Source organism: Corynebacterium breve, assembly GCF_030252165.1.
Lineage (GTDB): Bacteria > Actinomycetota > Actinomycetes > Mycobacteriales > Mycobacteriaceae > Corynebacterium > Corynebacterium breve.
The window spans coordinates 639360-652281 of record NZ_CP126969.1; the positions used below are offsets into that span (position 1 = coordinate 639360).

The 12922-nt window shown below is 56.5% G+C and carries 14 protein-coding genes; 9 read left to right on the plus strand and 5 right to left on the minus strand.

Annotation, left to right across the window (positions count from 1 at the left end):
* Positions 1-79: 79 nt before the first annotated feature.
* Both QP027_RS03220 and QP027_RS03225 read right to left on the minus strand, forming a co-directional pair.
* The gene (locus tag QP027_RS03220) at positions 80-781 is read right to left on the minus strand and encodes a CpaB family protein (protein ID WP_284825946.1); all 702 of its coding nucleotides are present in this window, start codon (positions 779-781) and stop codon (positions 80-82) included.
* Entirely contained in the window at positions 765-1430 is a 666-nt protein-coding gene (locus QP027_RS03225) for a 5-formyltetrahydrofolate cyclo-ligase (protein WP_284825947.1), read from the minus strand. The genes QP027_RS03220 and QP027_RS03225 overlap by 17 nt, the downstream gene beginning before the upstream one ends.
* Positions 1431-1493: 63 nt before the next feature.
* Here QP027_RS03225 and QP027_RS03230 point away from each other — a divergent pair, with 63 nt between their 5' ends.
* From QP027_RS03230 to QP027_RS03250, 5 genes are all read left to right on the plus strand, one after another.
* Entirely contained in the window at positions 1494-2450 is a 957-nt protein-coding gene (locus QP027_RS03230) for a UTP--glucose-1-phosphate uridylyltransferase (RefSeq protein ID WP_284825948.1), read from the plus strand.
* Between the two features lie 88 nt (positions 2451-2538).
* Positions 2539-3804 carry a molybdotransferase-like divisome protein Glp gene (gene glp / locus QP027_RS03235; protein ID WP_284825949.1) on the plus strand — a complete coding sequence of 422 codons (1266 nt, stop codon included), beginning with the start codon at positions 2539-2541 and terminating at the stop codon, positions 3802-3804.
* 14 nt (positions 3805-3818) lie between these two features.
* Entirely contained in the window at positions 3819-4520 is a 702-nt protein-coding gene (locus QP027_RS03240) for a GNAT family N-acetyltransferase (protein WP_284825951.1), read from the plus strand.
* A 115-nt stretch (positions 4521-4635) separates the two neighbouring features.
* Entirely contained in the window at positions 4636-5754 is a 1119-nt protein-coding gene (sepX, locus tag QP027_RS03245; RefSeq protein ID WP_284825952.1) for a divisome protein SepX/GlpR, read from the plus strand.
* Complete coding sequence (locus QP027_RS03250) at positions 5747-6361, plus strand: cation efflux transmembrane domain-containing protein (RefSeq protein WP_284825954.1); 615 nt, start codon at positions 5747-5749, stop codon at positions 6359-6361. Before sepX ends, QP027_RS03250 begins: the two co-directional genes overlap by 8 nt.
* On the opposite strand, the gene QP027_RS03255 is transcribed toward QP027_RS03250, so the two are convergent.
* Positions 6358-6957, minus strand: coding sequence for a DNA-3-methyladenine glycosylase I (locus tag QP027_RS03255; RefSeq protein ID WP_284825955.1), 600 nt, complete (start codon positions 6955-6957; stop codon positions 6358-6360). The two genes, QP027_RS03250 and QP027_RS03255, sit on opposite strands and share 4 nt — an antisense overlap.
* 6 nt (positions 6958-6963) lie before the next feature.
* Complete coding sequence (locus QP027_RS03260) at positions 6964-7437, minus strand: methylated-DNA--[protein]-cysteine S-methyltransferase (RefSeq protein WP_284825957.1); 474 nt, start codon at positions 7435-7437, stop codon at positions 6964-6966.
* Positions 7438-7488: 51 nt separating this feature from the next.
* On the opposite strand from QP027_RS03260, the gene QP027_RS03265 reads away from it, so the two are divergent.
* The 3 genes from QP027_RS03265 to QP027_RS03275 all read left to right on the plus strand — a co-directional run bounded on the left by QP027_RS03265 (position 7489) and on the right by QP027_RS03275 (position 10278).
* Complete coding sequence (locus QP027_RS03265; protein ID WP_284825959.1) at positions 7489-7896, plus strand: DoxX family protein; 408 nt, start codon at positions 7489-7491, stop codon at positions 7894-7896.
* A complete protein-coding gene (locus QP027_RS03270; protein ID WP_284825960.1) occupies positions 7889-8596 on the plus strand; it encodes a zf-HC2 domain-containing protein in 708 nt (235 codons plus the stop codon). The genes QP027_RS03265 and QP027_RS03270 overlap by 8 nt, the downstream gene beginning before the upstream one ends.
* A 278-nt stretch (positions 8597-8874) precedes the next feature.
* Positions 8875-10278 carry a hypothetical protein gene (locus tag QP027_RS03275; RefSeq protein ID WP_284825961.1) on the plus strand — a complete coding sequence of 468 codons (1404 nt, stop codon included), beginning with the start codon at positions 8875-8877 and terminating at the stop codon, positions 10276-10278.
* Positions 10279-10359: 81 nt separating this feature from the next.
* On the opposite strand, the gene pmt is transcribed toward QP027_RS03275, so the two are convergent.
* Positions 10360-11955: a protein O-mannosyltransferase gene (gene pmt / locus QP027_RS03280; protein WP_432418602.1), complete on the minus strand. Its 1596-nt coding sequence runs from the start codon at positions 11953-11955 to the stop codon at positions 10360-10362.
* 77 nt (positions 11956-12032) lie between these two features.
* Here pmt and rsmI point away from each other — a divergent pair, with 77 nt between their 5' ends.
* Positions 12033-12902: a 16S rRNA (cytidine(1402)-2'-O)-methyltransferase gene (gene rsmI / locus QP027_RS03285; RefSeq protein WP_284825963.1), complete on the plus strand. Its 870-nt coding sequence runs from the start codon at positions 12033-12035 to the stop codon at positions 12900-12902.
* Positions 12903-12922 lie beyond the last annotated feature (20 nt).

Sequence of the window (12922 nt, forward strand, 5' to 3'; positions counted from 1 at the left end):
ATGTAGGGCACAGTGGAAAACCACTATGCCGTAGTAAAACTAACAAAACTTAACGACGCGGAATTACGGTGTGCGGGGATTAGTTGTCCAAACCAGATTCTATTTCTCCCTCGCCATCCGCACGCGCACCTGTCAATACAACGGTAAGCGGTAGAGATAGCGAAGCAGATGCCACCGAATGTGCATCCCGCTCGGAAAGTAATATTAAGACAGTTTCAGAGTTCTGCATACTTTCGGACCCAACTCCGACGATGCGGCCACCAGTTGCGATAACAAGTGGATCTGAATCGGCATCGTGAGTACTGACGATATTCACCGTGTCACCGTGGAAAAGCAAGGGGATGATGTCTGGCTCGGCGAGCTTTACTGGCACCATTGTGTGTTTTAGCTCACTTTGCGGGTCGGGTGAGTTTTCGAATGCTGCCACCATCTCGGTTCCCAGTAACTGCAATGAAGACACTGGCTGCCCTGGGCTGCCATGGGCGGTTGTGATCCGGTCGGCGGCATCGTCGATAAGCAACACTGCGTCGTCCGGCACGAGATCGCGGGGTATCGTCCGCAGTTCTAGTTGCTCTTTACTAATAACGGCGCCTGCTTCGACCCTGCTGGCATATACGACGATCTGGGCGTCGTTTGAATGGAACGAAAGTAGGGCGCTGCCTCCCGCGACCATGAATAGGATGGTGGCGGTGAGTCGTCGATAAGCGACCATGCGCCGGTAGCCTGGGGCGCTGAAGTTCTCACGCCACAGGCGGATGACTAGCTCAAAGGGATTCCTCATACCCTTTTAGACTGCGCAAAGCCTCCGAAGGTTCCGTCGCAAGAGCGGAAAATTCGCTGATCCCACGCTCGGTGATTACCGCGTCGACAGGCTCGTCGTGGTCCTCGGCAGGAAGCTCTTCCACGATGTTGTCTGAGTACACCAAGGCGATCACCGGGGAAGATTCAGAGCGGTGAGAAAGGGCTTGATCGTAGTACCCGCGACCTTTGCCCAGCCGATTGCCTGACCTATCGATCGCCATGGCGGGTGTAAAAATGACATCGCAGGTGGCCAAGACGGAGGAATCAAAACGCTCTCCAGTGGGCTCGTGCACACCGAGCGGACCTGTGGAGAGGTCCGTGGTGCCACGATACGCAGCCCAATGCAGCTCGCCATCGGGCATGGTGATCGGGAGAAGAATCTGTCCAGCTTGGGAAGCAAGCGCGTCGAGAAGTAACGATCCACCCGGCTCAGTAGGAAGCGGGGAATAGGCGGCGACCCGCGGGTGCGGATTAGGCAACGCCCGCACGAATGCCGCGACGAAAGCAACGATGCAGCCGTCCGCTCGGTTCTTCACCGCAGAGTTCTTCGTGGTCTGCGCTCGACTCTCATGCATCTGCTGGCGAAAGGCGGATTTCGTCTGGATGATTTCGGAAGCGTTTTCTGACATGTAAGACAACCTTAGAGGGGCGATACACAAATGTGGGCGTGGGCAAAGGTAGACTCTCATTTTATGCAGAAGTCGAACGAAACCCTCGCCAACGGAGTGAAGACAGTTGTGGTTCCTGCAGCTGGAATGGGAACGCGCTTCCTCCCAGCGACGAAGACGGTCCCAAAGGAACTCCTGCCTGTCGTTGACACCCCCGGCATCGAGCTGATCGCTGAAGAAGCCTCCCAGCTCGGCGCTGAACGGCTCGCAGTGATCACCGCCCCCGACAAGGGTGAGGTCATGCGTCACTTCGGCGCTTTTGATGAGCTGTGCGAAACTCTCGCTGCGCGTGGCAAAGACGAGCAAGTTCAAAAGGTCGCCCGCGCAAGCCAGCTCATCACCGCCGTTTCTGTCACTCAAGACAAGCCTTTGGGCTTGGGGCACGCGGTAGGTCTTGCCGAGGCAGTACTTGACGACGACGAGGACGTTGTCGCTGTCATGCTGCCGGACGATCTGGTGCTCCCCGGCGATGTCATGGCCAAGATGGCACAGGTGCGCCAAGAACTTGGCGGCTCCGTCCTCTGTGCTTTCGAAGTGTCGCCCGAAGAAGTGTTCAACTACGGTGTTTTCGATATCGAAGAAATCCCAACCGACTCATCCCTGCCGTCGAGCGCTGTCAAGCGTGTACGAGGCATGGTGGAAAAGCCGGACCCAGCTGACGCTCCATCGACTTTGGTCGCGGCCGGACGGTACTTGCTAGATCGTGAGATCTTCGAGGCGCTGCGCAGAATCAAGCCTGGTAAGGGTGGAGAGCTGCAGCTCACTGACGCGATTGAACTGATGATCCAAGAAGGCCATCCAGTGCACATCGTTGTACACAGCGGTAAGCGTCATGATCTTGGGAACCCGGCTGGCTACATCCCAGCTAATTTGGATTTTGGGTTGCGTCATCCGCAGTATGGGCCTGCAATTTACAAAGCTGCGAAACAAATCCTTGCGGACTTCGAGGCGGAGAGCCACAACACCGCAATTTCCGAGTAGGTTGAGAATGCAGAAACCTTCTCGCTCTGCCTGAGGCTTAGGCTTGGCGACGAGTGTGTGATCCAAACAACCGGAAGGACGATGTGCGGTGCGCAGTGTTGACGAACAACTAGCCATGGTGGTTGATGCAGCTCTAACCCCTGAGCCGGTGCGCATCGGAATTACTGATGCTCTTGGTTTGATGTGCGCCGAAGAGGTCGAGGCCACACGCGCCGTCCCCGGATTCGCGCAGGCCGCTGTCGATGGATACGCAGTGCGTTCCGTGGATGTCGGCGGCACACAGGGAATTTCCCATGGCAAAAGGGAAGAAGCCTCCACGGGCGAGCGTTCTTTCCCCGTTGTAGGCGAGGTTGCCGCTGGGTCGCAGACTCCAATGCGATTGCAGCCTCGTCAGGCTGTGCGCGTGTCCACTGGAGCACCAATACCAACTTTGGCAGATGCGGTGTTGCCGCTTGAGTGGTCCGACCGCGGACGCAAACGGATGACTGCTTTACAACCGGTGTTCTCCGGTGACTTTGTCCGCAAAGAGGGTGCGGACATTCAACCAGGCGATGTCGCTGTTTCAGCCAACACAGTCCTTGGTCCCGCCCAAATTGGCCTGCTTGCAGCTGCGGGTCGAGACAAAGTCTTGGTGTATCCTCGTCCGCGCGTCACCGTCTTGTCCTATGGTCTTGAGTTGGTCGATATCGACCGGACGCCCGGATTAGGCCAAGTCTTTGACATTAATTCCTACGCCCTAGCCTCCGCCGCCCGCGAAGCCGGAGCAGATGTCCACCGTGTGGGAATCGCCAATGCTGAACCGCGCAAACTTCGCGAAATTATCACCACGCACATGGCACGCAGCGAAATGCTCATCATTAGTGGTGCAGTCGGTGGGTCGGGTGCTCAGCCGGTGCTGGACGTACTTGAAGAACTCGGTGAGGTTGACACCACGCGCGTCGCGATGCACCCGGGGTCGGTGCAAGGCTTCGGGCTCTTGGGGGACAACCGCATACCGGTGTTCTTGCTTCCCTCCAACCCGGTGAGTTCTCTTGTGATTTTCGAAGTGCTCATCCGCCCGTCTATCCGAACATCTTTGGGCAAGCGCGTTGCTTCGCGACGCACAGTCCAGGCGCGAGCCTTGGGGCACATCGACTCCATCGGAGGGCGTCGTGGTTTCGTGCGTGCCCGCTTGATGCGCGATGCGGAAACACACGATTATCTTGTTGAAGGCCTTTCAGGAAAGGGCGGCGCGCCCGCGCACTTGCTCGCTGGCTTGGCTGAGGCCAATGCCATGATTCGCATCCCCGAAGATGTCACCGAGGTCCGTCCTGGTGACGTCGTCGATGTGCTTTTCATGCAGCAACGGGCTTAAGCGGTTGCTCACCCATGTATAACTACTTCGGCCGGGGAGCCGAAAAGGTTTCACGGCCCGCACGTGGACCGCGAGATCCGAGCCATCCCGGCTGGCCCGAGTCAACCTCGTTTGTCACTCTTGCTACCGGGAAACGTATGCGCCTGCGTCCCCTCATGTCCACAGATGGCCCCGCGTGGCGTGAGCTGCGGCTGATCGACGAAGCGTGGCTCCGGCCCGTGGAACCCACCATGTCTGGGACTTGGGAGAGTTCTCATTCCATCTTGGGGTGGAAGGGCACGTTTAAGAATCTCCGAACCCTCGCCCTGCAAGGCACCGTGGTGCCGATGGCGATCGAGCTAGAAGGCGACTTTGTCGGCCAAGTGACGGTAGGCAACATTCAGCATGGCTCCATCAGCGAGGCATGGATCGGCTATTGGGTTGCCTCGAGTTTCATGGGGCAGGGGGTAGCCACGGCAGCGTGCTCGCTGGGAACCGATCACGCGTTCACACGCATCGGTCTGCATCGGCTCACCGCAACATTTCTGCCACACAATCCCGCCTCGGGGCGAGTGCTCGAACTTTCGGGATACCGCGAAGAAGGATTCTTGCGTAAGAGTCTGCATATTGATGGCCGTTGGCAAGATCACCATTTTGTCGCCCAGAACGTTGACGACTATCCCGATTCGGCCGTGGATCGCCTGATTCGTGCCGGAAGACTCTTGCCGGAGAAATAATTGCGCCTTTAAAGTTTCAACTTCGCGCTTTCCGGCGTGGCTGGATCAAACTTGGCCACAGCGAATTACCCTGATTGATTGAGTAACTAGCCTCTATCAGGAAGGTGGCACCGATATGCCCGGCGGACTGATGATTCTCCTCATCGTTGTCGTGTGGATCTTTGTGCTCGCCCCGCTCTTTTTGGGCGGGAATAGTAAGCCAATCCGACGTGCAGGCGATGCCTACGAGGAGACTCGAGTGCTGCACGAAGGCGGAACCGAGCCTGTGCAGTCGCGTCGTCGCCCAAAGCTCACCGCAGCAGATGTGCACCGTTACGACGATGACTCCCACGACCTTGAAGTAGTCGCCGCTGAAGATATCGACGACACTACGGATACCGCGGATACCATCGAAATCATCGATGACGTCGAGCCACGTTCATCCCGGGGCTTGTTCACCAGCCGGGTGGAAATTGAGGACGATGAGTCTCAGGGCGACGAACCTCAAGACCAAATCGACACCGTCGATGGTGAGGTCATCGAGCCGGAGCCGCAAGCTCAAGAAACTGAAGAAGCTGCAGAAACCGACGAGCCTGAAGACGACGAGGATCTCGACGAGGGCTTCACCGCCGAGGAAAGCTACAACTTCGATGAGTCCTACCTTGCCCCTGAAGATTTGGGCTACGGCACATCGACCTCAATAGCCCAATTGTCGATCGAAGAAGAGACCGAAGACACTGAGGAAGACAAAGAGGCAGGATCTACTGCTTCTGATGAACTTACCGAAGAAGAAATCGCTTTTGCAGAATCACGCCGTGGTCGTGGAGGCTGGGACCCGATCGCTGACCAGTCGAATCAGCTGACACGCTATCAGCGTCGCCAGCGCACGTTCATCGGTCTGGTGGCCTTCCTTGTTGTCTCAGTGATCGTCGGCATCATCGTGGGTGGCTGGGCTTGGACGGCAACGGTTGTCGCCATTGGCCTCATTGGTTGGTACCTCGTCGCGCTGCGTAACTTGGTTCGGCAGGAACAAGCGTTGCGCGCACGACGCATCCGTCAACTGCGACGCGCACGTTTGGGCGTGCGCAGCGCTGATGCACAGGCACCGGTGCCACGCGAGTTGCGTCGTCCGGGAGCTGTCATCGTGGAGATGGACGACGAATCGCCAGACTTTGATCACCTCGGCGTGACCTACGCGGAATTCGAATCCGAAGACGATTTTGTCCCACCAACAAGTGGTCGTCGCGTTGGATAAGACACACAAGATTCGCAGGGTAGTTCTGATCGTCGCCCTGCTGAACCTGGCCTACTTCTTCGTCGAGTTTGGCGTCGCAGTGGGTATTGGTTCGGTCAGTCTGTTTGCAGACTCCGTCGATTTTCTCGAAGACACCGCAGTCAACTTTTTGGTATTTTTCGCCATGACGTGGACAGTCACGCGTCGTCGGCGAGTCGGCGCCTTTTTGTCCGTTGTCATCATGGTTCCAGCGATCGCAGCTCTTGCGACCGCGATCTATAAGATGTTTAACCCGTCGGTGCCGGAACCACTTACGCTGACAGCAACGGCCGTCGGCGCACTGATCGTCAACGTTGTTTGCGCGGCTTTACTGTCGCAGCTTCGCCACATGGGAACATCGTTGACCTCCGCCGCTTGGCTGGCGGCACGCAATGATGTCATCAGCAACATTCTCATCATTGGCGCAGGCGTTGCATCGATGTTTGTTCCTTCCGCTTGGTTCGACATCCTCGTCGGTCTCTTGATTGCAGCGATTAACTTCACTGCGGCAAAGGAAGTGTGGGAACAAGCTCGCTTGGAGCCGGAGTCAATCGAAGAAGCCCTTGAAGCCGCAGAGGACGACGACTAGCAAGGCCAGACTCCAGAGGAGCCTCGTCGCCACGAGCCGACAAGATGCGTGTCGACGATTCCGATCGCCTCCATCAGAGCGAAGCAAATGGTGGACCCGACAAACGAGAACCCCCGCTTTTTCAATTCCTTTGCCATGGCGATAGATTCGGGCGACGACGTAGGCACATCCGCCATCACTTCGGGAAGCGGAGTTTCGTCTGGCTGGAAAGACCAAATGAACTCAGCCAAACCACCATGTTCTCGCATCGCTATCGTTGCCTGTGCATTCTTGAGCACCGCTTGGAGTTTGAGGCGATTTCGGATCAGGCGTTCGTCGTTAAGCAAATGCTCGATGCCTTCCATCTGCGCAACGAGGTCGGGGTCAAAATTGTAATAAGCTGCGCGGAAGTTATCGCGCTTTTGCAAAATGAGTCGCCACGATAGACCGGCTTGGAATCCTTCGAGACAAAGGCGTTCAAAAACTCCCTGTTCGTCACAGACGGGCAGGCCCCATTCTGTGTCGTAATAGTTGCGCAGTTGTGGATCATTGACGGCCCAAATCGGACGGGCGAGTCCATCGTCACCGATAACAAGGTCTGGATTGTGTGGTTTCATGCTCTATTAGACTGCGCGCGCGTCCGAAAGGTTCCGTTCATGGTCGAGGAGCCACTTCTTTGCTTCGGTGCCACCGCGATAATTCCCAATAACTCCGTCGGAGCGCACGATGCGGTGGCACGGGAGGAAGATAGGCAGGGGGTTTCTTGCGCATGCAGTGCCAGCTGCGCGAACCGCGCCCGGCGATCCAGCCTGATCCGCAAGCCAGGTATAGGATCGCGTCTGGCCGGCCGGGATGAGCGCTAGTGCGTGTTGAGCGCGTTCGCTAAAAGTGTCGTTGTCTAGCGAAAGCGGCACATCGAAGGCGACAGCGTGGCCAGCGAAGTAGTGGTCAAGCCAGGCGCTGGCTTGGTCAAGGATCGGGCAGTGGTCATCTGACACTTCCGGGGGAGCTGGGATGAAATCCACCTGAGTCAGAGACTCGGCATTGCTCGAAAGGAGTAACCATCCGATCGGGGATGAGTAGACGCGTGATGACATTGCGGGTCCTCCTAAGGAAATGCTCGTAGTGGAGAGGGTAGTCTAACAACCATGAACAGGCCCGTGGTTCGTGATTTAACACTCCTCATTGTGCGAATTGTGCTGGGAGTGGTGTTTGTCGCCCGCGGATATACCCATTGGTTTGTCACGGGGATAGGTGCCACGGCAGGCGAATTTGCTCGATGGGGGATTCCGCAGCCCAAACTGTCGGCCTATCTTGCCTCAGGCACAGAATTGATCGCCGGTGCCTTGTTGGTCATCGGCCTGCTGACAACACTAGTCGCCAGCGCACTGGCGTTGTTGATCGCGCTTGCAACCTACTTTGTGCACCTTGGCAACGGATTTTTCGTTGCCGATGGCGGAATTGAGTACCCCTTGGTGCTGTTTGTCTCCTTGCTGATGATCGTAGTTTTTGGCGCGGGTCGGGCAAGCCTAGATGAGGTGCTCAACCGTGCTTAACCATAAAGACGTCCAGCAAGCCCTGTCGGCGCGTATTGACGGCGAACCAACGGGCGTTGACGACGACGCCGTGGACGCACACTTGGCTCACTGTGACGAGTGCAGGGCGTATTGGGACAAGATGACATCACTTTCACATTCTCTGATCTACGCGGAAGTCGACGGTGGAATGGCGCCACCGGCTGATCTCAGCGAAGCAATCTTGGCAGGTGTGGAACCGGAGTGGCGCAAGCAGGCGCGCCGTCGCATCATTGGCGTGTCCGTTGGACGCATCGCGCTGGGTTTCTTGTCTATTCTTTTTATCTTCCAGGCAGTTATGCTGATTAACGAATCCGGTGCTTTGATGCTCACGAGTGCGGATGGAGAAATACTCGCGGTTGATGCCCAACCTCAACTCGCCGCGTTAATCGTCCAAGCAGCTGCCTTCAAACTTGGCGCGGCGATGGCGTTCGGTTACTGCGCGTGGAGGCCGTCGCATATTCCGCCCCTTTTCTTAGTTGTCGGCACGATGTTCGCCTTCACCATCGGTTTTACGATGCGTGATTGGGTTCTTGCGGGGAGTTCGGAGCACTTCACCGATTTACTGGTCCTGTTCGTCAGTTGCCTTGCCCTGGGGTGGACGTGGCTTTCCGAGCGGGGACCGGAGCTTCGACGGGCATGGCGCACGCTGAATGCGGTGCCGTCGGACACCTTTTCTTAGTGGTGTCCAACTTTCCATGTGAATAAAAACGCTGTACGCTTGAGCCGGAATATCGCGAGTGGCCAAGGCGAATCGGCGGCGTGCGCCCTGACCTATGTTTCCGTATTGTTCATTTTCAGTAACCGCTCAGGTATGCTCATTTTAGAGTGGGCCAAGAAGCATTGAGTATCACTACGCCCGTGGTGTTAACTGTCGTAGTGCTGAAGATGCCGATAAAATGATGTTCGCCAGACAGATGCTGGCAATGACCCGGTGCAGTGAGGAGGAGCGCGACCGACATGAGTATCTCATTTCGTCCCTCTTGGACCTCGGCGGGGCAGCTCTACATCCCGGCCAACCTAGCGATGGTCTTCTTTACCGCCCTGATTATCGCGGCTTGGGTCTTGACTTCCACCGATATTGACACAATTCTGACAGCGGTCACGGGTGTCATCGTCCTCGGCTTGGGTATCATTGCCGCCATTTACAGCGTGCTCAGATGGGGGCGAGACTCCAGTTCGATCATGCAGTTGATGGCCACGATTTCGCCAACAGCCCTGCTGATGACCACGTTCCCATTGATAATGGATGAGTTGATTGTGGCAGGACATCAAAACCTCGTATTGGCTGTCGCAGTTACCGTCCCGTGGATTACATCTGCGGCCACGCTACCGATCTATGCGCCTCTGACTAGCACTGATCGCTCTGATGTGCATGCCTTTTACCGAGATTTCTACCGAGTATTCCCCTCGGTAGCTATGTGGGCAATGCTGGCAGTAGGCGGTTTCACGCTTTTCGTTTTGGCCGCTGCAGATTTCACCCCGGGTCAGTTGGGAATCTACGTCGTTGGACTAATCGCCAACATTCTTTTCGCTTTATTTACCGTCCCGCCGCAGGAAACACACAAATACACGGAGGTGTTTTTGGGCTGGGTACTTTACGCCAGCTGGATGCTCTTCGTGCCAGAGCTTTGGGTGCTTGCCCCGTTGCTGGGTTGTATTCCTGGACTCGTGCAATCTCGAAGTGGTCTTTCCGGGCTCCTACAGCCCATGGAAATCAACCAAAAGATGGCTCTTCGCCAGATGGGATACGGCCTGCTTTATGGTGGCATCCTTTGGGCGGATAAGTTCTTGTTGATATTTTTCTTCCGTGACCAGATTGACGTCGTCGCGATCTACGTGGCGCTCATTCCCGTAGTAATCGCACAGTCCGCGTACTTTGCGTCGCAATACGTTGTCTTCCGCCGCTGCATCGACAGCATGTACGGGCTCGTCGAAAAGCTGCCGTATCAGCGTTTTGAAGATCACACGATGGACTTCTTCCGAGACGTTGACCGCGCTTTGATGCGCACCCTCTCCATCGCCGGGCTGTCCGGATTCGGTCTCATTTTGACCTTCCCTGCCTTGGGCTATCCACCAACCCTGCTGACCCTTGCGTTTGTTATTGCTCCTGTTTGGTTGCTCGCTCTGACGCTGCAGGTTTACCAAGTAAATCAGCTCAAGGGAGAATCTCAACCCGCGATGTTTTCCGCGATCCACCTGATTACAACCTTTGTTGCGATCCCAGCGTTTAGCCCAGCCGTGGCTATGTGCCTCATCGTCATTGTCGATATCGCATTGGTTGTGTGGGCGACGGGCAAGCTCAAAGGAGCGTTCGAGGATGCGGCATACGAGCTGTTCTGGTCGCGCGCAGTAACTTGGTAGCCAGCGAGCTACATCAAGGAAAAGAGCGTGCGATTGAACCGCACGCTCTTTTCCTTTGCCCTAGATTCAGCGACTGAAAAGTTACTTCCAACTAGGCAGCCACATCATGTCTTCGTACCACGCATCAGGAATTTTGAATCCATAGAAGATCGGGGAGAAGTACACAAACATCGCAACCACCACGGCCAGATAAGCGATGACGGCGACTTGCCCCCAGCGGATCTCGAACCCAGCAATGGTCCGTATCAGGGAGTTTTTTACTACCGGCCCTCGTGCGGTGAGGTAGCCCAACGCCATAGCAATCAAGACGATGGTAAAAGGCACCAACGCGGTGGCATAGAAAAAATACATCTGACGGTCGAACGCTGCCAGCCAAGGGACAAAACCTGCAGTGAAGGCGACCAGCGGGAGGACCACGCGGAACTCTCGACGAACTATCCAAACCCATACCGCCCACAGGAGAATCGGGATCGTCAGCCACCAAATGGCTGGTGTGCCGAACAGGAAGATCATGCGGCGGCAGGTGTTTTCGCCACACTCAAGGTCGGTGGAGGAGAAATAGAGGATGGGGCGCGCGGCTACAAGCCAGGACCACGGCTTGGAATCCCAAGGGTGTGAGTGGCCACCTGAGGAAGTGAGCTCAGAGTGAAACTCGAGCACCGAGAAGTGGTAGTGGAACCAGCCCGCCCAAGCATCGGGAAGCATATGGAGAAAGCTGTCTTCTTCGATGGTTCCGTCGGTGGCGGAATGACGGTAGACCGACGATTCCGAGGCGAACCACGCACGCCATGCCCACATATACAACAGGGCAGGGACCAAGACGATGGAGGCGAGTGCGGCTGGGACGTCACGAATCAGGGTACCGACGACGGGCTTGCTGGCACGGTAGCGGCGGCGCAGGAAAAGGTCCCAGAACACACTGAGTAGGCCGAAGAAGGCGATGTAATACAGACCTGACCATTTCACTCCAAGGGCCAAACCAAGCAAGACACCAGTGGCAAAGCGCCACCAGCGGAACCCAACACGTGGCCCCCACGGGCCAGCAGCAAGGAATCGTCCGTCGGTATAAGCCTCATGAAAGCGAGCGTGTACTTGGCGCATGTCGCCGGCCAGCGTCCACGAAGCAGCGACGATGAAAAGCACCTGGAAGATGTCCAACATGCCAAATTTGGCAGAGACCAAGAGGACTCCATCAAAAGTGGCGATTATGCCCGCGAACATTCCTACCTGCCACGACTGGGTAATACGACGAGCGAGCAGCATCGTGAAGACGATTACTGCTGTACCAAAGAGTGCGGTCATGATACGCCAGCCCAGCGGGGTGTACCCGAAAACTGATTCGCCCATCGCTAGGAGCTGCTTACCTAGCGGTGGGTGAACCACTAGGCCGTAGCCCGGGTTGGACTCGATGCCTCCGAGAATGGGGTTAAAGGAGCTACGCACCATGTCCCATGCTTGGGGCGCATAGTGCTTCTCGTCGAACACCGGTGTGCCGTTTGCGGTTGGTGACGTCAGGCCGACAAAGCGCGTCAGCAACGCGATGACCGTAATGGCGACGGTGGCGATCGTGTCAGATTTTCCCCACGGCACCGTAATCGGGGCTGCGGGAGCGGGTCTGGCTAGGAGGTCGTCGCTAAGCACCTTTTCAGGTAGCGACTTTTGGGCAGTGGTACTCACCCGTCAAATACTAGTATGTTCCCCGACAACTAGGTGCAACATGATAATACGGCGCTACGTGTGGGAAGCTGGTGAGCATGGATAGCGAGACTTTAAACCTACCTTCGCATGGCGTTGTCATTGCCGCAACACCCCTGGGCAACGTGGCGGACGCCTCCTTCCGCCTTATAGCAGGGTTAGAAAAAGCCGATGTTGTCGCCGCGGAGGATACCCGCCGGGTCCGTGCGCTCGCTGCTGCGTTGGGGGTCGAAATTCGGGGTCGGGTTGTGTCCAACTTTGATCACAATGAAGATCGTCGCGTGGCTGACCTGATTGAGTCAGCCCGTCATGGCCTCGTCATGGTGGTTTCCGATGCAGGTATGCCGCTGGTGTCGGACCCTGGGCACTCGCTTGTTTCGGCGGCGCATGACGCTGGCGTGCCAGTCACCTGTTTCCCAGGGCCTTCCGCGGTTCCTACTGCACTGGCGCTTTCCGGACTCAATGTAGGGCATTTCATCTTTGACGGCTTTGCGCCTCGTAAGTTTGGCGCTCGGCAGACATGGCTCGAATCGCTGGTCGCAGAGAAACGTGCCGTGTGTTTCTTCGAGTCACCGCACCGCATCACTCAGACGTTGGAGCATGCCGCAGAAGTTTTAAGCGGGGAGCGACGCGCGGCGGTGTGCCGCGAATTGACCAAAACCTATGAAGAGGTGAAGCGCGGCACGCTCGCTGAGCTTGCGCGGTGGGCAGGCGAAGGAGTTAAAGGCGAAATCACGTGCGTCATCGAAGGGGGAACCGGTCCGGAGTTGGACACCAGAGATTTAGCAGGGATCGTCTTGGCGCTCGAATCTGAGGGCATGCGCTTGAAAGACGCGGCGAAGCAAGTCGCCAGAGAACATGGTCTGAAGGTTAGTGAGCTTTACTACGAAGCATTGTCCGCTAGAAACGATGAAAAGTCACTGAATTAGTTAGTAGTTATCGAACCGTT